Origin of the sequence: Nonomuraea sp. NPDC000554, assembly GCF_040300065.1 — a bacterium.
Classification (GTDB): Bacteria; Actinomycetota; Actinomycetes; order Streptosporangiales; family Streptosporangiaceae; genus Nonomuraea.
Map to the genome: position 1 here is coordinate 115,088 of NZ_JBEPDC010000006.1, position 18,978 is coordinate 134,065.

Consider the following 18,978-nt stretch of genomic DNA (forward strand, 5'->3'; position numbering starts at 1 on the left):
CGCTAGACCCGGTGCCGGGCCAGGTGGTCGAGCACCGACTGGTTCGCCTCCCAGCCGTCGGGGAACTTCACCGGCACGCCGAGCTGCACCGGCTCGGCCGACGGGTGGGCGTCCAGCAGCTCGGCGATGCCGGCCCTGGCCACCACCACGCAGGCGTGCCGGTGCCGCGAGGCCAGCACGCACAGCCGCCCCGACTCCAGGTGGAAGGCGGTGGCGTCACGGCGGCCCGACAGCGGGTGCAGCACGATCGTCACGTCGTACTCGCGGCCCTGCAGGCGGTTGGCCGTGTCGACGGTGATCTCCGGCGGCAGGCCGGCGTTCCTGATCGCGGCCACCTGGTCGCGGTGGGCCGCGCCGACCGCGATCCGGTCCGCCGTCACCGGATGCTCGCCCTGCTCGGAGCCCGCCACCGCGCCCCGCTGCAGCAGCCGCGCCGCCAGCAGCGCCACCGCCTCCACGGCCTCGCCGTCGGTGCGCACGGTGTGCCTGTTGGGCAGCTCCAGCAGCGCCCACCCGGAGCGGGCCGCCTCCTCCAGCGCCCGGTCGTGCACGGTGCCCATGCCGCCCGTCGCCAGTTCCAGCCGCCGGTCGCCGGGCCCGGTGCCGGCCCTGAACCCGGTGAACGGGTAGAACGCCCGCGACACCACCGGCGCGGCAGAGGCGGGCAGCCGCCACGACACCGGCAGCCGGTGCACCGGCAGGTCCGGATTGTGCCGGAGCAGCACCGAGACCGCGCTCTGCAACGGGTCCCATGACAGGCCCGACCAGCGGTCGCCGTCGACGATCGAGAACGGGTCGAGCTGGCCGGGGTCGCCGACGAACAGCGCCCGCTCGAACAGCCCCGCGATACGCAGCAGCTTGTCGGAGCGCATCTGGTACGCCTCGTCCACGATCGCCCACGGCCACCTCCGGCCCGCGATCCACGCCCACTTGTCGGCGGTGGCGATGACGATGTCGGGATCGCCCAGGTCCTGGATCCTGGTGCCGACCGTGACGCCCGGCAGCTCCAGCATGCGCAAGGGGGGCACGTAGCCGCCCGCCGACAACCGCCCCACGGTCAGGTGCGGGTGCTTGGCGCAGATCCGCGTCACCAGGTCGTCGACCTGCTCGTTGGTCTGCGCGACGATCATCAGCGGCTCGCCGGTCTCCGCGAGGTGCGCGGCGGCGCGCACCACGAGCGTGGACTTGCCCGCTCCCGGCGGCGAGTCGACCACCACGCCGCGATGCCTGGGCAGATCGGCCAGGACGTCCCGGATGACCTGCTCCGGGCTCTTTGTGTCCTGCTCCGCGACGGGCTGGGCGGTCACGACCACTCCTCCTGGGCGTCCTCGTCAGTGGGCACGTACTCGGGCGGCGGGCCGCCGTGCGTCCAGGGGGTCGCCTCCGCCTCCGGCAGCGCCGGCGCGCCCTGGAAGTCGTCGGTCAGGGACGTGTAGCAGACCCGCTCGCCCACCTCCGGCACCGAGCCGGGAGCGGGCGTCTTGCCCCGCCCCATGCCCTTGGTGATCTTCACGGTGACCAGCCCGTCACGGGCCGAGACGAGCTGCGCGCCCTGGCCGCGCCGCTGCGGGGTGCCGAGGTCGGCGCCCGGCGCCAGCCGTACCGGATCGTCGGTCTTGACCACCACCAGCGGGCGCAGCTTGCGCGAGCGGCCCTCGCCCTCGACGTTGCCCGGGTCGGTCTCGACGACCTCGCCCGCGAACGCCTCGCCCGTCAGCCGGTACTCGGCCATGACCAGCGGGTCGTCGTAGGCGCGCTGCACCTCGTAGGCGGCCTGGGCGCGCTCCATCCTGGCCAGCCTGGCCGCGGCGGCGATCGCGCTGTCGCGCCTGGCCTGCGGCGGGCCGCCCTCCTCCAGCTGCGCGGCCATGCCGCTGAACGAGCCGCGGTCCTGCTCCCAGCGCTGCGCCACGCTCGCGCCCTCCTCCAGGCCGCGCAGCAGGTCGAGCGCCTGCCACACCAGCCGCCAGGTCGGGTCGAGCTGGGTGCGCAGCGCCTCGGTGATGCGCTCGGCCGAGCCGCTCTCGATCGCCGGCGCCAGCACCTCGGCGTCGAACCCGGGATCGGTCGCGGGACCGGCGGGCGGCCAGATCAGCGGGTCCTCGGCGTCCTCGCTGGGACCCTCGGTGATCCAGCCGAGCAGCGCGGCCAGGTTGGCGTCCTCCAGCGCGCTCTGGCCGCTCGCCCAGTGCCTGGACAGCTCGTCCGTCGCGGCGAGCATCAGGGACGAGCCGGGGTAGGCGGCGCGCTCGCCGAAGTAGGTCAGCCAGCGGCCCAGCAGCGGCACCCCTTCCGGCACCGGGTACGGGCCGTCGGCGCGGCGGAACCGGGTGGAGCGTCCCAGCAGCCGGGTGAACGCCACACCCGCCCGGTTCGGCACGACCAGCTGCGGAGCGTCGAGCACCCGCTCGTACGGGTCGGCGTTCTTGCGCTCCACCGTCTCGGTGCCGCCCAGAAAGCCCGCCACGTACGGCAGGAGCAGCCCGGCCAGCTCGGCGGCCCAGGCGAAGCGCAGGTCGCGGTTGCGCGGCTGGGTCACCACGAGCAGGTGGGCGTCGTCGCGGCGGGTGCCCAGCATGGCGGCCAGCGGCGCGGCGGCCTCACCCGACAGCTTGAGCGGGATGAACACCATCGGCCGCGCCGCCAGATGGCAGTGCCTGACGGTCGCGATCGGCTGCGCCAGGCCCTCGTCCATGGCCCGCAGCCGGGCGAGCGAGGTGAGCAGGCTCATGCGGCGTGCCCCCTATCTGGCCCCCTGTCTGGCCCCCTACCGGGCGGGCGTCGGCGGGCTCCGGTCACGTCAGGCACTCCCTGCGGAGGCGCTCGGCGTTGCGCAGCAGGCGGGCGATCTCCTCCTGGCCCGGACCCGGGGAGTAGGTGCCCTCGGCCAGACCGAGCGCCTCGTCGACCGAGGCGACGCCGCCCAGCTCGTCGCGCACCTGGCGGCCGAGCAGGTCGGAGGCGCCCTCCTGGCGGGCCTCGTCGCGGCAGAAGAAGCACAGGTCGCAGGTGGACAGGCAGTCGGGCGCGTAGCGGGCCGACGCCCTGCGGATCGCGTCGGCCAGCTCGGCGACGGGCCTGGTGGGCAGGCCGTCCTCGCCCGGCAGCAGGTCGAAGCTGAGGTCGTCGGGCAGCCCGTCGAGCAGCCTGTCGAGCGTGGTCATCCTGGCCAGCTGGCGTTCGAGCACGGCGAGCTGCCTGCGCACGTCCACCAGCGTCGCGATCGGACGGTTGGCGAAGTTCTCCGGGCACACCAGCACCACGTCGTGCGCCACCCGCAGCGGGTCGTGGCCCAGTTCGGCCAGCAGCCGGCGCAGCGCCAGCACGTACACCGCCGCCTGCCGCGCGGCGGCGGCCACCGACGCCGGGTCGGCCTGCCCGTCGATCACCGCGAACGACTTGATCTCCACGATGTGGAAGCGGCCGCCGAGCTGGAACGCCACCACGTCCGGCTCCAGGTAGGCGGTGTGCCCGGCGATCTCCAGGCTCAGCAGCGGATGGTCGTAGAGGGTGCCCGCGTCCTCCTCCCTGGCGGCGCGGTCGATCAGCGTGCGGGTGTGGGCGTGGCGCAGGTGCGCGCCGACGTTCTCCACGTCGTGGTAGGCCACCTCGGCGACCGGCAGGCCCAGCACCTCGCGCAGCATCCGCAGCAGCTCCGCGCAGCCGTCGGCCTTGACCACGGCCTCGAACGCGTTGCCCCGGGTGATCGCGAACGGCGACTGGCCGAACGGCGCGGGAAAGCCCAGGTGCCTGGCGGCGGCGTCCTTGTCGATCCCGGCGCCGTCGAGGAGTGCCCGGCGCGTGCAGCCGGGGTTGGCCGCGAGCGCGGCGATCGCGCGGGCGTCGTGCGGCTGCTGCGGCGTCGTGCCCCGCAGCGCGTCAAGCCGGTTCATCGGCTGCCTCTCGTGGTTCTGGCGCCAGTTCTCACGTCGGTGTCCTGCTCACGGTTCATGATCGTGCTCAGCGTAGCGGCGCCGAACAGCCGGGCCACGTCATTGAGCTGCGAGGCCGCCCGTTCGGCCAGCTCCGCCCTGTCCCGCGTGTCGCGTCCCGCGTGCACGCGCAGCTCGGCTCCGGCCGCCTCGATCACCCGGCCGGGGTCGGGCGGACCCAGGTCGGCGTCGGTCGCGCCGGGAATGTTGCGGGCCATCCTCGCCAGCAGCCTGACCGCCTCGGGGAACGGGAAGGGCAGGCGCCCGACCTCCTCGGCCACCCGGGTGGCACAGGTGAGGAAGTCGACGCGGGGGCTGAGCGGGCCGACCATCCTGCGCTCAACCGGCCAGGTGCTGACGGCCAGGAGGCCGCGGGCGGGGGAGAGGCGGTCGGTCAGGGCCGCGCACAGGTAGTACGGCCTGTTGTACGGGGAGCCCTTGAAGGAGCGCTCCTCGTCCCGGCGCAGGCTGGTGAGCTGAGGGCTGCGCAGGGTGCCGTGGAAGAACGCGTCGGAGACGGTGACGACCAGTCTGGCCTGCGCGGGCGCGCCCAGCATCGCCAGCGCCTGGTGAACCTGCTCGCGCACGGTCACCAGGCGCGCGCTCCGGGCCGGGGCGGGCTCGTCGGGTGGCTCCGGTGAGTCACTGCTCACGAGGGAGTCCCAGGCGCGTTCCGCGGTCCGGAGTTCGGCGCGGAGCGCGCGGGCGGTGGCGGAGTCCCTGGCGCGCATGGCCCTGCGGACACCGGCCCGGAGCGTGTCGATCCGCCTTTCGAGATCGTCCAGCCGGTCACTCATGGCGCGAGCGTAACAGGAGTTCCAGTAATTCCCAGTAATTTCACGACATCACGTGAAAGGAGGGTCTTAGTTGATCTACATGGTAAAGGCGGTCAGCAGGGGCTCTCGCTGAAGGTGACGTAGCCGCTCCTGGTGCCCCAGGTGGAGACGGTGCCGTCGCAGTCCTCGTACTTCCCGCCGACCACCGTGGTGTGGGACGAGTCGGAGTAGTACGTGGTGACGCACGAACTGCCGAGGCTGCAGACCCTGGCCTGGGCCGGCCCCGCGGGGACGACCGCGAGGGCCGCGACGGCGATCACCGAGGCCACGAGGGCGCGACGGATCATGAGAGTTCCTTCCCTGCCGAGGATGTGATGCGGTGATCGGATCATCCGTTGCGGCAGGGGGAAACACAATGTCCGCTTGCGGCCAAGGGGCGGCGTCAGGTCGCCGGTACTGCCAGGACCCAGGTGCGGTCGTCCGTCAGGAAACGGGCCAGGCGCAGACCGGTGGCGGCCAGGTCGTCCGCGAGGTCCTCGTCGGTCAGCCGCCGCGACGCGAACGACTGCGTCCACACCATCTCCTCGCAGGCGTAGCGCATGGTCGCGTTGAACACGCCGGGCGAGACCTCCGCCAGCTCCGCCAGCTCGACCGTGATGCCGTCCTCGGTCCGCCCCTGGCCGACGTGCCACGTGTCGTGCCTCTCCGGCGGCAGCCACTGGATCAGCACCGACCCGCCGGGCGCGACGTGCCTGGCGCAGGCGCCGAGCAGCGCCCGCCTGTCGGCGTCGTCGACGCAGTTGACCAGCTGGGAGGCGAGCATCACGGCGTCGAAGCGCCGCTCCAGCCGCAGGTCCTGGACGCGGGCGCGGACCGTTTCCGCGTCGCGCACGCGGGCCAGCATCTCGGCCGACTCGTCCACCGCCACCACCTGGTAGCCCCGCTCGAGCAGGGGGTGCGTGACCCTGCCCACCCCCGAGCCGAGCTCCAGGACGGAGCCGCCCGCCGGAACCACCCCGGCGACCACCTCGGGTTCGCCGTTGGGCTTCAGTCTCGTGTAGAAGTCGACGGGTGAGCCGTCGGGGGTGATCGCGCCGGGGCCCGTGCCGCTGTTGGGTTGGATCATCACTCCACGCTAACCGCCGCAAAGCGGGCCGGGCAGCCCCGAGGATGTCCGGGAATCGTGACATGGGAGCGGCCCGCCGGGGGACCATGAAGCTGTGACCCCCCAGGTACGCCATCTGATCGGAGTCGCGGCCGGCCTGGCCGCGCTGCCCGCCGTCTACTACCTGACCGAGTCGGGGGCCAGAGCGCTGCGGGCGGCGTACACCGCGTTCGGCCCCGGGCCCGCCGGGCTCGGCTACCTCGCCGCGGTGGCGGCCATCGTCACCCTGCTGTGCGGCCTGTCTCCGCCCGCCGCGCTGGCGTGCGGCGTGCCGCTGCTGGCCGCGGGCGGCCTGTTCGCGCTCGACCTGGAGGTCGCGGTCGAGCTGGCCGGGCGGCTGCCGGGCTTCCAGGCCCTGCCGGGCGAGCCGCCGGGCACGCTCGCCGGCGTGACCGGCCTGTACGCGGTGATCGGCGGCCTGCTGGTGCTGTCGGCGCTGCTGCCCCGCGTTCGATCTATCCTGGGCGGGTGAGCGGACGCGATCCTGATCGTCGCAGATCGCTGCTGGACGCCGCCGACCGGGTCATCCTGCGGGAGGGGCCCGAGGCGTCCATGGCGGCCATCGCGCGGGAGGCGGGCATCACCAAACCGATCCTCTACCGCCACTTCGGCGACAAGAGCGGCCTGTACCAGGCGCTCGCCGACCGCCACGTGCGCACCGTCATCGGACGGCTCCGACCCGGGTTCACCGAACCCGGCGCCGACCTGCGCGGCAGGGCCCGCGCCACCGTCGCCGCCTACCTCGACCTGATCTCCGCCAACCGCAACCTCTACCGGTTCCTGTTCCACCGGGCCAGCGGCGAGGACACCCGCATCCGCTCGCACATGTCGTCGCTGGTGCGCAGCCTCGGCGAGGAACTGGGCGCGGTACTGGCCGCCGAGCAGGCCGTCGCCGACCCCGTCCGCGCCCAGGTGCTCGGCCACGCCTTCGTCGGCATGGTGCAGAGCACCGGCGACTGGTGGCTCGACCACCCGGAGGTGGACCGGGCCGAGGTGGAGCAGGGCCTGGTCGACGCGATCGTCGCGGCCGTCAGTCCCCGAAACGGGAGAGCTTCCCGCGCGGCCGGGCGTTGCTGAGCGCCCACGCGAACAGCGCCAGCGTGGCCGCCAGGTAGCAGACGTCCAGCGCGGCGGCCCAGGCGAGCCGGCCCACGGCGTCGTCGCGGGCCGAATTCCCCGTCACCGCCCGCCGCGTAGCGCGGTTGCGGTTCCAGGTTGCCGGCTCTCCAGCCGCTTGCGCCCGTCCTCCGGCCTGCGCTCCCTAGGTACACCGGCGACGGACCTGCCGCGCTACGGCAGCTTCGGTCCCCGGCACGGGGACGTACCGACTTCATCTGTTTCCCCAAGGCTCACAGTGAGAAGGACTACCGCATGTCGCAGACCAGACCCCCCAGTCCAACCGAGGAGACCAGCGGCGGCGGCGAGCCGAGCCTGAAGCAGGTGATGGGCCCGGGCCTGTTGCTGCTGTTCATCATCGGCGACATTCTCGGCACCGGGATCTACGCGCTGACCGGCGAGATCGCCGGCGAGGTGGGCGGCGCGGCCTGGCTGCCGTTCGCCATCGCCTTCACGGTCGCGTTGATCACGGCGTGCTCGTACCTGGAGCTGGTGACCAAGTACCCGCAGGCCGCCGGAGCCGCGCTGTACGTGCACAAGGCCTTCGGCAAACACCTCCTGACCTTCCTGGTGTGCTTCGCGGTGATGTGCTCCGGCATCACCTCGGCCTCGGCAGCGTCTCGGGCCTTCGCCGCCAACCTCGCCACCGGCTTCGGCCTGGACGTCGGCAACGGCGTCATCCTGCTGATCGCGCTGGCGTTCATGCTCCTGATCCTTGCCGTCAACCTCCGCGGCGTCGGCGAGAGCGTCAAGATCAACGTCCTGCTCACCGCGGTCGAGCTCTCAGGTCTGCTGATCGTCATCCTGATCAGCCTGTTCTTCATCCTCGGCGGAAACGCCGACTTCTCCCGCGTCGTCGCCTTCGAGACCGCCTCCGACAAGAGCGTGTTCCTGGCGGTCAGCACGGCGACGTCGCTGGCCTTCTTCGCCATGGTCGGGTTCGAGGACTCGGTCAACATGGCTGAGGAGACCAAGAATCCGGCCCGGATCTTCCCTCGCATGATGTTCACCGGGCTGGGGATCACCGGGCTGATCTACGTGCTCGTGTCCATCTGCGCCGTCGCCGTGGTCCCCGTCGGGCAGCTCTCCGACAGCGAGACCCCGCTCGCGACGGTGGTGCAGACCGCGGCCCCCGGCTTCCCGATCGCCGATCTGCTGCCGTTCATCTCGCTGTTCGCCGTGGCGAACTCCGCGTTGATCAACATGCTGATGGCCAGCCGGCTGCTGTACGGCATGAGCAAGCAGGGCGTGCTGCCGTCCTTCCTGGCCAAGGTGCACCCGGGGCGGCGCACGCCGCAAGCGGCGATCGTGTTCACCACCGTGATCGCCCTCGGGCTGATCACGTTCGTCTCGCTGAGCCCCGACAGCCCGGTCGTGTCGTTGCTGGGCGGGACGACGTCGCTGCTCCTGCTGGCGGTCTTCGCGCTGGTCAACGTGTCCGTGCTCGTCCTGCGCAGGGAAAAGGCGGCGACCGGGCACTTCAGCGCGGGGCGCGTCCTGCCCGTGGTGGGCGCGATCACGTGCCTGTACCTCGTCCTGCCGTGGTCCTCCGGGCGTCCCGCCGGCCAGTACAAGATCGCGGGCGTGCTGCTCGCGCTCGGCCTGATCCTCTGGGTGGTCACCTGGTACGCCCGCAAGAAGGAGGACGCGAGGGTCGGCTGACCGGGCCGTCCGGCGAGCGCCTTCACCCGGCCGACTGTCAGGCGTCGCGCCAGAAGCGCCGTGTGCCGGGCCGGCGCGGCGCGGCTCGCTCCGCCCGCTGACCTTTCGGCGGAGCCCGTATCGGGTGCCCGGCGCCCTAGTCGGTTCCGCGGGCCGCCGTCTCCAGCACGTCGCGCAGCTGGGAGCGGGCGGTGACCCCCAGCTTGGGAAAGGTGCGGTAGAGGTGGGGGCCGACGGTGCGCGGCGACAGGAAGAGCCGTTCGCCGATCTCGCGGTTGGTCAGCCCGCGGGCGGCGAGCCGGACGATCTGCTGCTGTTGCGGGGAGAGCCCGGCGAAGGCGCCGGGGTCGGGCGTGTCGACGTCGAGACCGGCCGCCCGCAGTTCGGCCTGCGCGCGTTCCGTCCACGGCCGGGCGCCCAGGCGGCGGAAGGTGTCGTACGCGGCGCTGAGGAACGGCCGCGCCTCGGCGATCCGGCGTCGGCGGCGCAGCCATTCCGCGTACTCCAGCAGCGCCTGCGCGCGTTCGAACGGCCAGCGTTCCAGCGCGGGGTCGGCCAGGGCGGCCAGGAAGCCGGGCTCGGCGTGGCCAGGTTCGGCCAGCAGCGCGCGGCTGCGGTGGACCAGGGCCCGCAGGCGGGGCGAGCCGCCGCGGGTGAGAGCACGGCCCGAGCGCTCGACGATCTCGATCGCGTCGGCGTGGTGGCCGCTCCGCGCGGCGGACTCGGCGAGTTCCGGCAGCGCCGGGTAGGAGGCGTGGTAGTGGGCGGGCTCGCCGTCGGGGTCGAACACCGTCCGCGCCTGCTCGTAGGCCGCCTGGTAGTCGCCTTCGACCATGGCGGCGGCGGCCAGGGCGCGGTGCGCGTACACGGCGACCGATCGGCTCTCCAACGGGTCCACCAGGCGCAGTGCCTCGTCGGCGAGCGCGCGTGCACCCGCCGCGTCACCTTGGGAGGCCAGGACCATCGCGTCGATGGCGTGTGCGCATGCGACGGCGTGGTCGAGGCCCGCCGCCGCGGCCGGCGCGGCGAGTTCGGCGCAGACCTCCCGGGCCTGCCCCCAGTGGCCGTACTCGAAGTAGGCCAGCGCGACGACGCCGCCCAGCCCGTCGGGGAGCGGGCCCGCGGTGCGCCACGACCGGATGGCCTCCTCGAACGTGCGGACGGCCAGCGGGGTCTCATCCAGCACCCAGGCCGCGATGGCGAGCGCGGTCAGCTGTTCGGGGCGGCCCCTGGCCGCGGCGATCCGGTCCGGCAGCCGGGGTGTGAGCTCGCGTCCGCCGCCGAACGGATCCGACACGATCCGCACCCAGTCCCGCAGCGGCTCTGCGGCCAGGCGCGGCAGGATCCGTTCGATCTCCCGCCGCTGGGACTCCTCGCCCGAGTAGAAGCGCAGCACGGCGGCGGCGACGAGTGCGTCCAGCGCGGTGGCCGGATGCGTGGTGGCCAGGTCGTCGGCGATCGCGGCCAGGCCGGCGAAAGCGGCGGCGTGCTGCCTGGTCAGCGCGGCCAGCCGGCCGACGTGCAGTGAGGCGGCGGCCAGCACGGCGGGGTCGTCGGTATCGGCGCGGGCCTGGCCGGCCAGTTCCTCCACCCAGGACAGGTCCCCGGTGAAGACGGCCAGGCCGGCCGCGTCCACCAGCAGCCGGGCGCCGTCGTCGCGTCCGGGACGCAGTTCCGCCGCGCGGGCCAGAGCCTTGGCCGCTGCCGCGTAGCCGCCCCGCCTGCGTGCCCTGCCGGCCGTTTGCTCCAGGGCCGCCGACACGTCGGCGTCCGGGTGGAGGGTTGCGGCGGCCAGATGCCAGGCGCGGCGGTCCGGTTCGTCGCGCAGGGCGTCGGCCAGCGCGCGGTGGGCTGCCATGCGGGCGTCGAACGGCGCGGCGTGGTAGATCGCGGAGCGGATCAGCGGGTGGCGGAACCGTAGGTGCCGGCCTGCCCGGCGGATCAGTCCGGACTCTTCGACGGCGGGCCAGGCTTTGTCGTCGGCGTCGGGCAGCAGCGCCAGGACGGCGTCCGGGGGATCCTCCAGGTCGGCGGCGGCCAGCAGCAGCAGGGCGCGCCGGCCGGCTTCCGGCAGCTCTGCCAGCCGGGCGGCGTAGATGCCCTCCAGGCGCTCGCCGACCGGCAGCGGCCCGTGATGATCGTCGGCGTGGGGATGGGCGTGGGCCGCCTGCGCCAGTTCGAGCAGGGCCAGCGGGTTCCCCGCGGCCTGGTCGAGGACGCGTTCCCTGATCCTGCCTGTGAGGCCCGGCGAGCGCAGGTCGAGCAGCCGCCGGAACGCCGCGTCGTCGAGCGGGCCCAGCGTGAGCGTCGGGAGTTCCCGGTCGAAGCCGGGATCGCCGTCGCGTACAGCGGCCAGCACGGCGACCGGGTCGGCGTCCAGCCGCCTGGCGGCGAAGGCGAGGACGGCGGCGGAGGCGGAGTCGATCCACTGGGCGTCGTCGAGCACGACCACGAGGGGCGTCCGTTCGGCCACCTGGGACAGCAGGGTCAGGACCGCGACACCTGTCAGGAGGGGATCGGGGGTGTCGGACACGAAGCCGAAGGCTCCCAGCAGGGCCAGGCGCTGCCTGTCCGGCAGGTCGGCCGCCTCGTGCAGCACCGGCCGCAGGAGCTGGTGGAGACCTGCGAAGGCCAGATCCCGCTCGGACTCTCGGCCGGTCGCGCGCAGCACCCGGTGGCCTGCCGCCTCGGCGCGGCGGGCCGCGTCCTCCAGCAGGGTGCTCTTGCCCGATCCTGCGGCTCCGGACAGGAGCAGGACGCGTCCGCCGCCGGACACGTCCGCCACGAGGGTGGAGAGCCGCTCGATCTCGGCGTCCCGCCCGATGATCGGGTCGCGCGGCGCCCGCTCGTCCACGGGCCTCCCTCCAGAAATCAGCCGTACTCGTCGGCCGTGACGCAGCCTCGTCGCAGGTCCAGTGCCATCGTCTGGTCACCGTAGCAACGTGTGCCGGGTGGTAGATGCAGTCACCTGTCGCATACCGCTCGTCCGGGGCGGCGGCGCACGATGGACCGCGCTCATCATCACTCATCGATCAAGGAATGCTCATGCTCACCGATCGGATCACTCTGGGTGGCGTCACGGTCACGCGGGTGTGGGAGTACTACGGGTCCGTCGCGATGACGCCCGAGACGTTCTTCCCGGAAAGCTCGCCACGCACCTGGGAGGAGCACTCCTCCTGGCTGGAGCCGCACTTCGTGGACCCCGAGACACGGATCGTCAACTCCGCGATCCAGACCTGGCTGCTGCACAGCGAGGGCAGGAACATCCTCATCGACACCGGGGTCGGCAACCACAAGGAGCGGCCCTACTCGCCGGTCTGGAGCCGCCTCGACACCGATTTCCTGGACAACCTGGCCCGCGCCGGCGTACGGCCCGAGGACGTGGACATCGTGGTGAACACCCACCTCCACGTGGACCACGTCGGCTGGAACACCTACCTCGACGGCCGCACCTGGGTGCCGACCTTCCCCAACGCCACCTACCTCATCCCCAAGGCCGACTTCGACTTCTGGAACCCGGCGAACGAGCACAAGCCGCTGCTCGGGCGGGGCAACCAGAACGTGTTCGAGGACAGCGTCGCCCCCGTGCACGAGGCGGGACTGACGAGGTTGTGGGAGGACTCGTGCACGATCGACGCCAACCTGCGCCTGGAGTCCGCGCCCGGCCACACGCCCGGGTCCTCCGTGGCCGTCCTCGAATCGGGCACGGATCGCGCGGTGTTCGTCGGCGACATGCTGCACAGCCCCGTGCAATTCGTGGAGCCGGACACGAACAGCTGCTTCTGCGAGGACCCGGCCGGAGCCCGCGCCACCCGCCGCAAGGTACTCGGCTGGGCCGCCGACCGGGGCGCCCTGGTCGTCCCCGCGCACCTGGGCGGGCAGGGGGCCGCCGAGGTGGCCCGCGACGGGAGCCGGTTCGCCATCAAAGGCTGGGCGCCGTTCGCGCCGCACGCCGAGACCTCGAAGGACGCCCGATGAACCACCGTGCGGACGACATCGTCGTCACCGCGCAGGGCGCCGTGCGCGGCCTGCGCCTCGACGGGACGAGCGTATTCCTGAACATCCCGTACGCCGCTCCCGCAGTGGGCGCCGCCCGCTTCGCCGCCCCACGGCCGCATGCCCCTTGGGACGGCGTGCGGAACGCCACCGCACCCGGCCCGACCGCGCCGCAGGCCGAACGCAGGCTCGGCAGCGTGGACATGACCCCGTACTTCGGACCGGGCTGGATCCCCGGCGAGGACTTCCTGACCGTGAACGTGTGGACGCCGGGAACCGGCGGCGCGCGGCTGCCCGTGATGGTGTTCGTCCACGGCGGCGGGTTCGTTGCCGGATCCACCCGGTCCGAGATCTACGACGGCGCCGCCTTCGCCCGCGATGGGGTCGTCCTCGTGACGCTGAACTACCGGCTGGGCATCCCGGGCTTCCTCCACCTGCCGGGCGCGCCTGACAACCGGGGCCTGCTCGACGTCATCGCCGCCCTGCGCTGGGTACGGGCCGGCATCACCGCGTTCGGCGGCGACCCCGCCCGCGTTACGCTGTTCGGCCAGTCCGCGGGCGCCACGATCGTCGGCGGCGTGCTGGCCGCGCCCGAGGCCGAGGGACTGTTCCAGCGCGCGATCGTGCAAAGCGGCAGCGGCCTCGGGGCCTTCACACCCGAACAGGCCGCCCGCGTGACCCGCGCCGCGGCCGGCGCCCTGGGCGTCGAGCCGCACGCCGACGCCTTCGCCCGTATCCCCGACGGGCGGCTCGTCGAGGTGATGCCCGAACTGTCAGGCATCGACCTGCGAACCGAGACCCACACGGACCCGCTCATCGGACTCAGCCCGTTCAGCCTCGTGCTCGACAGGCAACCGGCCGAGGCCGTCGCCGCGGGCCGCGGCGCGGGCGTGGACCTGCTGGTAGGCACCAATACGGAGGAGGCCAACCTCTACCTGGCGCCGTTCGGGAACCTGTCCACCTCGACCGCGGCGGACGTGGACGCCGCCGCGGCCCGCTCGCACCCGCGGCCCGCCCACCTCGTCGAGACCTACCGCAAGGCCAGGCCAGAGGCGTCCTTCGGAGAACTGCGCTCGGCCATCATGGGCGACGCACTGTTCGGCTTGGGAAGCCGACGCCTGGCCGACGTGCACGCCGCACACACGGGGCACGCCGCACACACGGGGCACACCGAGCACGTAGGCCGCACCGCCGCCGCGACCTACCGCTACTCGTTCGCATGGCGCTCGGACGCGCTGGGCGGCGAGCTGGGCGCCACCCACGCCGTGGAGCTGCCGTTCGTCTTCGACGGCACCGGGCTACCTCGGCTGCGCGGCCCCAAGGCCCTGCTCGGACCGGACGAGCCGCCCGCGGATCTGGCCGCCCGGATGCATGCCGCCTGGGTGTCCTTCGCCACGACCGGCGACCCCGGCTGGGACCGCTACGACACCGGCCGCCGGGCCACCATGCGCATCAACGGTGAATGGAGCCTGGTGGACGACCCAAACGGCGACGAACTCCAGGCATGGCGCTGAACCCCGACAACACCTTCCCCCCGACCTACCGGAGATCATCACCATCGACCACACGCCCCGCCTCAACGCTCCGCTCTCCCAGGGCGTGCGGACGCGGGGAGGAGCTGCGCGAGCGGGGGGTCGTGGTGACGTCCGCTCTCCCAGGGCGTGCGGACGCGGGTCCGGCCGCCGCCAGGTGCTGACCGCCCCGAGCCAGTCGGCCGTGCCTCCCGACGACATGGAACGACCCGCCCTCCAGCGATGGAGGGCGGGCCGTTCCGGTGTCCAGTGTCGGGTCAGTGCGAGCCGGTCAGGTCCATCTCCTTGACCCGGGGGTCGCCCTCGTCGGCGAAGTACTCGTCCTGCTTGGTCGAGTCCTCGCCGTCGGCCACCTTGAGCGCGCGGAACAGCAGCGTGCCGAGCACCGCCACCACCAGGTTGACGATCAGCGCGAGGAAGCCCGCGTAGAGGGTCGCCTTGGTGTCGAAGCCGAAGTTCGACAGCGCGAACGCCGAGCCGCCGAAGTGGGCCTTGCCGTTGGCCGGGTTGGGGATCAGGTACAGCATCCACATCCCGGACAGCAGGCCGAGCGCCCAGCCCGCGATCAGGCCGCCCTTGTGGAACCAGCGCGTGTAGAGGCCGAGCGCCACCGACGGCAGCGTCTGCAGGATGATCACGCCGCCGATGAGCTGCAGGTCGATGGAGAACTGCGGGTCGAGCAGCAGGATGCACAGCACCGCGCCGACCTTGACGACCAGCGACACCAGCTTGGAGACCTTGGCCTCCTGGGCGTCGCTGGCGTCCTTGTTGAGGTACTCGCGGTAGATGTTGCGGGTGAACAGGTTGGCGGCCGCGATCGACATGATCGCCGCGGGCACCAGCGCGCCGATGCCGACCGCGGCGTAGGCGACTCCGGCGAACCAGTCGGGGAACATCTGGTCGAACAGCGCGGGGACGATCGTGTTGGGGTCGGCCTTGCCGTTGGCGCCCATGACCGGCTTGGTGCCCGCCGCGATCGCCATGAAGCCGAGCAGCGCGATCAGGCCGAGCAGGAAGCTGTAGGCGGGCAGCGCCGCCATGTTGCGCTTGATGACGCCGCGGTTCTTCGAGGCGAGCACGCCGGTGAGGCTGTGCGGGTAGAGGAACAGCGCGAGCGCGGAGCCCAGGGCGAGCGTGATGTACTGGAACTGGTTGGCGCTGGTGAGCGTGATGCCGTCCGCCGGGGCGGGCGTCTTGGCGAACTTGGCCGCCGCGGCGTCGAACACCGACCCCCAGCCGCCCAGCTTGGCCGGGATGTAGATGACCGCGGCCAGGATCACGATGTAGATCAGCGTGTCCTTGACGAACGCGATCAGCGCGGGCGCGCGCAGCCCCGACTGGTACGTGTACGCCGCCAGGATCGCGAACGCGATGATGATCGGCAGGTGCCCGGTGATGCCCATCGTCTTCAGCACGGCCTCGATGCCGACGAGCTGCAGCGCGATGTACGGCATGGTCGCGACCAGGCCGGTGACGGCGATGGCCAGGGCGAGGGCAGGGGAGCCGAACCGGGCCCTGACGAAGTCGGCGGGCGTGACGAACCCGTGCACGTGCGAGATCGACCACATCCGCGCCAGCACGAGGAACACCAGCGGGTAGACCACCACGGTGTAGGGGAGGGCGTAGAAGCCGATCGCGCCCGAGCTGAACACCAGCGCCGGAACGGCGACGAACGTGTAGGCGGTGTAGAGGTCGCCGCCGACGAGGAACCAGGTGATCCAGGAGCCGAAGTTCCTGCCGCCGAGGCCCCATTCGTGCAGGCTCTCGATGTCCTTGGGCCGCCGCCACCTGGCCGCGACGAAGCCCATGGCGCTCACCACGAGGAACAGGAGGGCGAAGACGACCAGCTCGGTCGTGTGTCCGTTCACTTGGTCATCCTGTACACGATGGTGGTGCAGGCGACGCCCACGATGATGAACGCGATCTGCAGCCAGTAGAACAGCGGGAAGCCGAACAGCCGGGGCTCGTCGGCGTTGAACAGGAACGTCAGCAGCGGCAGCACGATCGGCAGGACCAGCAGCCAGTTCCAGGGGCTGCGGTCGCTGCGTGCCTGCCCGGGTTCCCGGGTTGTCATCGACCCCTCCGAAGGATGGATCAGGAGCCGGTCGGACCTGACCGGCTCCTGACACGTTGTCAATGGAGGGAGGTTAGCTTTCCGGAGCTATGAAGCCCAACGTCGATGGTGTTACGGTTTGGCCTAAATGCCGGGAATCTGTCTCGACATGTGAGATATCAGGTCGAGCCGGACAGGTCGAGGTCCTTGACGCGGGGGTCGCCCTCGTCGGCCGTGTAGTGGTCGACGCTGGTGCCGTCCTCGCCGTCCGGCGCCTTCATGGCCCTGGCCACGAGCGTGCCGAGGACCGCGACGACCAGGTTGAGCAGCAGCGCCAGGAAGCCCGCGTAGATCGTCATCTTGGTGTCGAGGCCCAGCTTGGCCAGCGGGAACGCCGACCCGCCGAAGTGAGCGTGCTTGGTGGCCGGGTTCTCGATGGTGTAGAGCATCAGCAGGCCGCCGCCCATCCCGGCGATCCAGCCCGCGATCAGCCCGCCCCGGTGGAACCAGCGGGTGAACAGCCCGATGGCGACCGAGGGCAGCGTCTGCAGGATGATCACCCCGCCGATCAGCTGCAGGTCGATGGAGAACTGCGGGTCGATGAGGAGGATGAACAGCACCGCGCCGACCTTCACCACCAGCGAGGTCACCTTGCTGACGGCCGCCTCCTGGGCGTCGGTCGCGTTCCTGTTGACGTACTCGCGGTAGATGTTGCGGGTGAACAGGTTGGCCGCCGCGATCGACATGATCGCCGCGGGGACGAGCGCCCCGATGCCGACCGCCGCGAACGCGACACCCGCGAACCAGTCGGGGAACATCTGGTCGAACAGCTGCGGCACGACCGTGTTGACGTCCGTGCCGATCGGCTTGATCCCCGCCTTGATCGCCATGTAGCCGAGCAGCGCGATCAGGGCCAGCAGCAGGCTGTAGGCGGGCAGCGCGGACATGTTCCGCTTGATCACGTCGCGGTTGCGCGAGGCCAGCACGCCGGTCACGCTGTGCGGATAGAGGAACAGCGCGAGTGCAGAGCCCAGGGCCAGCGTGACGTACTGGAGCTGGTTGTTGCTGTTGAGCAGGGTCCCGTCGCCGGGCGCGGGGGTCTTGGCGAACTTCTCCGCGGCCCCGTCGAAGATCCCGGCCCAGCCGCCCAGCCTGGCTGGAATGTAGCTGATGGCGACGAGGATGACCAGGTAGATGAGGACGTCCTTGACGAACGCGATCAGCGCGGGCGCGCGCAGCCCCGACTGGTAGGTGTACGCCGCCAGGATCACGAACGCGATGATCAGCGGCAGGTCGCTGAGGAAGCCGCTGCCCGCCACGCCCATCGTCTTCAGCACCGCCTCGATGCCGATCAGCTGCAGCGCGATGTACGGCATGGTCGCCACGATGCCGGTGATCGCCACCAGCAGCGCCAGCGTGGGCGAGCCGAACCGCAGCCGGACGAAGTCCGCGGGCGTGACCAGGCGGTGCACGTGCGACACCGACCACAGCCTGATCATGATGAGGAACACGATCGGATAGGTGATCACCGTGTACGGCACCGCGAAGAACCCGGCGGCGCCCGCGCCGAACAGCAGGGCGGGCACGGCGACGAACGTGTAGGCCGTGTACAGGTCGCCGCCGATGAGGAACCAGGTGATCCACGAGCCGAAGTTGCGCCCGCCGAGCCCCCACTCGTGCAGGCTGGCCAGGTCCGCCGGACGCCGCCACCGGGCGGCGACGAAGCCCATGCCGCTGACCGCCAGGAACAGCACGGTGAAGACGATGATCTCGGTCAGGTGCTCGCTCATCGCCGCCTCCCGCGCTTGGTCATCTGGTAGACGAGCGCGGTCGTGGCCACGCCGAGCAGGATGAAGGCGATCTGGAGCCAGTAGAACAGCGGGAAGCCGAACAGTCGCGGCTGGTCGGCGTTGTACAGGAACGTCATCAGGGGGATGGCGATGGGCACGAGCAGCAGCCAGTTCCAGGGGCTGCGGTCACGCTTCTCATCGGGCACGGCGGTCTCCTTCGGACGTGAGGAGAGGCAGCTCTGATCACGCACTGTAGGGACGCGAGTGTTGCGAACAGGTCACCGATCGCCGAATGGTCGGCTCCTCGCGACGAACGGTCGTGACGCGGGCGGTTCCGTACCAAGCGAGCCGGACGGGCGCATTCCGGGCGCGCGGGTCGTGCCGTGTCAGGTCGTGTCGTGTCAGACGGTCCGTTCGGCCGCGGTCCGCGGCTCGTGCCGCACGTCGCCGGGCTGCCCGACGCGACGGGTCCAGGCGGCGAACTCGACCAGGACGCCGTCGGGGTCCTTGAAGTAGATGGACCTGACGAACACGCCGTCATGCATCTCCGCGGCGACGCCGAACTCGCTGTCGTCGTGGTTGAGCAGCACGCCCACGTCGACGCCCTTGGCGACGAGCCTGTCGCGGTACTCCTCGATCTTCTCCGGCGGGACGTCGAACGCGATGTGGTTCATCGAGCCGACGGCCGAGAGCAGCTCGCCCCTGTCAGGCAGGCTCTTCGGCGCGGACACGCCGGGCACGCCGTCGGGGGCGTCGGGGAACCAGAAGAACGCCAGCGCGTTGCCGCCGCCGCAGTCGAAGAAGAAGTGCTGACCCCAGCCCATCGGCAGCTCGATCGTCTTGATCAACGGCATGCCGAGCACGCCTGAGTAGAAGTCCACCGTCCGCTTCATGTCGGAGCAGACCAGCGCGACGTGGTTGACCCCGCGGAGCTCGAATTCGCTGTTCATGGTAAC

At 71.8% G+C, this 18,978-nt stretch carries 18 protein-coding genes; 5 read left to right on the top strand and 13 right to left on the bottom strand.

The annotated features are described in order from the left end of the window. Positions 1–2 precede the first annotated feature (2 nt). The 6 genes from ABT294_RS13870 to ABT294_RS13895 form a co-directional block, all read right to left on the bottom strand. The gene (locus tag ABT294_RS13870; RefSeq protein ID WP_350805829.1) at positions 3–1,307 is read right to left on the bottom strand and encodes an AAA family ATPase; all 1,305 of its coding nucleotides are present in this window, start codon (positions 1,305–1,307) and stop codon (positions 3–5) included. Further along, entirely contained in the window at positions 1,304–2,731 is a 1,428-nt protein-coding gene (locus ABT294_RS13875) for a hypothetical protein (RefSeq protein ID WP_350805831.1), read from the bottom strand. Before ABT294_RS13875 ends, ABT294_RS13870 begins: the two co-directional genes overlap by 4 nt. Positions 2,732–2,795: 64 nt before the next feature. Then, complete coding sequence (locus ABT294_RS13880) at positions 2,796–3,893, bottom strand: hypothetical protein (protein WP_350805832.1); 1,098 nt, start codon at positions 3,891–3,893, stop codon at positions 2,796–2,798. After that, positions 3,890–4,729, bottom strand: a complete 840-nt coding sequence (locus ABT294_RS13885) for a hypothetical protein (protein ID WP_350805833.1) — start codon at positions 4,727–4,729, stop codon at positions 3,890–3,892. Before ABT294_RS13885 ends, ABT294_RS13880 begins: the two co-directional genes overlap by 4 nt. A 92-nt stretch (positions 4,730–4,821) precedes the next feature. Beyond that, entirely contained in the window at positions 4,822–5,055 is a 234-nt protein-coding gene (locus ABT294_RS13890; protein ID WP_350805835.1) for a DUF6289 family protein, read from the bottom strand. Positions 5,056–5,150: 95 nt separating this feature from the next. Further along, positions 5,151–5,834 carry a class I SAM-dependent methyltransferase gene (locus tag ABT294_RS13895; protein WP_350805836.1) on the bottom strand — a complete coding sequence of 228 codons (684 nt, stop codon included), beginning with the start codon at positions 5,832–5,834 and terminating at the stop codon, positions 5,151–5,153. A 94-nt stretch (positions 5,835–5,928) separates the two neighbouring features. Between ABT294_RS13895 and ABT294_RS13900 the strand changes: the two genes are divergently transcribed. Then, positions 5,929–6,345 (top strand): hypothetical protein, encoded by a 417-nt coding sequence (locus ABT294_RS13900; protein ID WP_350805838.1) that lies wholly within the window; start codon positions 5,929–5,931, stop codon positions 6,343–6,345. Further along, positions 6,342–6,950: a TetR/AcrR family transcriptional regulator gene (locus ABT294_RS13905; RefSeq protein WP_350805839.1), complete on the top strand. Its 609-nt coding sequence runs from the start codon at positions 6,342–6,344 to the stop codon at positions 6,948–6,950. The genes ABT294_RS13900 and ABT294_RS13905 overlap by 4 nt, the downstream gene beginning before the upstream one ends. Here the strand turns inward: ABT294_RS13905 and ABT294_RS13910 are convergent. Further along, positions 6,904–7,056, bottom strand: coding sequence for a hypothetical protein (locus ABT294_RS13910; RefSeq protein WP_350805841.1), 153 nt, complete (start codon positions 7,054–7,056; stop codon positions 6,904–6,906). The two genes, ABT294_RS13905 and ABT294_RS13910, sit on opposite strands and share 47 nt — an antisense overlap. A gap of 188 nt (positions 7,057–7,244) precedes the next feature. Here ABT294_RS13910 and ABT294_RS13915 point away from each other — a divergent pair, with 188 nt between their 5' ends. After that, a complete protein-coding gene (locus tag ABT294_RS13915) occupies positions 7,245–8,651 on the top strand; it encodes an APC family permease (protein WP_350805842.1) in 1,407 nt (468 codons plus the stop codon). A gap of 136 nt (positions 8,652–8,787) precedes the next feature. Here the strand turns inward: ABT294_RS13915 and ABT294_RS13920 are convergent, their stop codons facing one another. Further along, on the bottom strand, positions 8,788–11,505 hold the full coding sequence (locus tag ABT294_RS13920) for a helix-turn-helix transcriptional regulator (protein ID WP_350805844.1): 2,718 nt from the start codon (positions 11,503–11,505) through the stop codon (positions 8,788–8,790). Positions 11,506–11,696: 191 nt separating this feature from the next. Between ABT294_RS13920 and ABT294_RS13925 the strand changes: the two genes are divergently transcribed. Both ABT294_RS13925 and ABT294_RS13930 read left to right on the top strand, forming a co-directional pair. Further along, entirely contained in the window at positions 11,697–12,629 is a 933-nt protein-coding gene (locus ABT294_RS13925; RefSeq protein ID WP_350805847.1) for an MBL fold metallo-hydrolase, read from the top strand. Further along, entirely contained in the window at positions 12,626–14,161 is a 1,536-nt protein-coding gene (locus tag ABT294_RS13930; RefSeq protein WP_350805848.1) for a carboxylesterase/lipase family protein, read from the top strand. Before ABT294_RS13925 ends, ABT294_RS13930 begins: the two co-directional genes overlap by 4 nt. A 275-nt stretch (positions 14,162–14,436) precedes the next feature. On the opposite strand, the gene mctP (ABT294_RS13935) is transcribed toward ABT294_RS13930, so the two are convergent. The 5 genes from mctP (ABT294_RS13935) to ABT294_RS13955 form a co-directional block, all read right to left on the bottom strand. Next, positions 14,437–16,047, bottom strand: a complete 1,611-nt coding sequence (mctP, locus tag ABT294_RS13935; protein ID WP_350805849.1) for a monocarboxylate uptake permease MctP — start codon at positions 16,045–16,047, stop codon at positions 14,437–14,439. Next, positions 16,044–16,253: a DUF3311 domain-containing protein gene (locus ABT294_RS13940; protein ID WP_350805850.1), complete on the bottom strand. Its 210-nt coding sequence runs from the start codon at positions 16,251–16,253 to the stop codon at positions 16,044–16,046. Before ABT294_RS13940 ends, mctP (ABT294_RS13935) begins: the two co-directional genes overlap by 4 nt. Positions 16,254–16,411: 158 nt before the next feature. Further along, positions 16,412–18,022: a monocarboxylate uptake permease MctP gene (gene mctP, locus ABT294_RS13945; protein ID WP_350805852.1), complete on the bottom strand. Its 1,611-nt coding sequence runs from the start codon at positions 18,020–18,022 to the stop codon at positions 16,412–16,414. Beyond that, positions 18,019–18,228 (bottom strand): DUF3311 domain-containing protein, encoded by a 210-nt coding sequence (locus tag ABT294_RS13950; protein ID WP_350805853.1) that lies wholly within the window; start codon positions 18,226–18,228, stop codon positions 18,019–18,021. Before ABT294_RS13950 ends, mctP (ABT294_RS13945) begins: the two co-directional genes overlap by 4 nt. Positions 18,229–18,423: 195 nt before the next feature. Next, a complete protein-coding gene (locus ABT294_RS13955) occupies positions 18,424–18,972 on the bottom strand; it encodes a VOC family protein (protein ID WP_350805854.1) in 549 nt (182 codons plus the stop codon). Positions 18,973–18,978 lie beyond the last annotated feature (6 nt).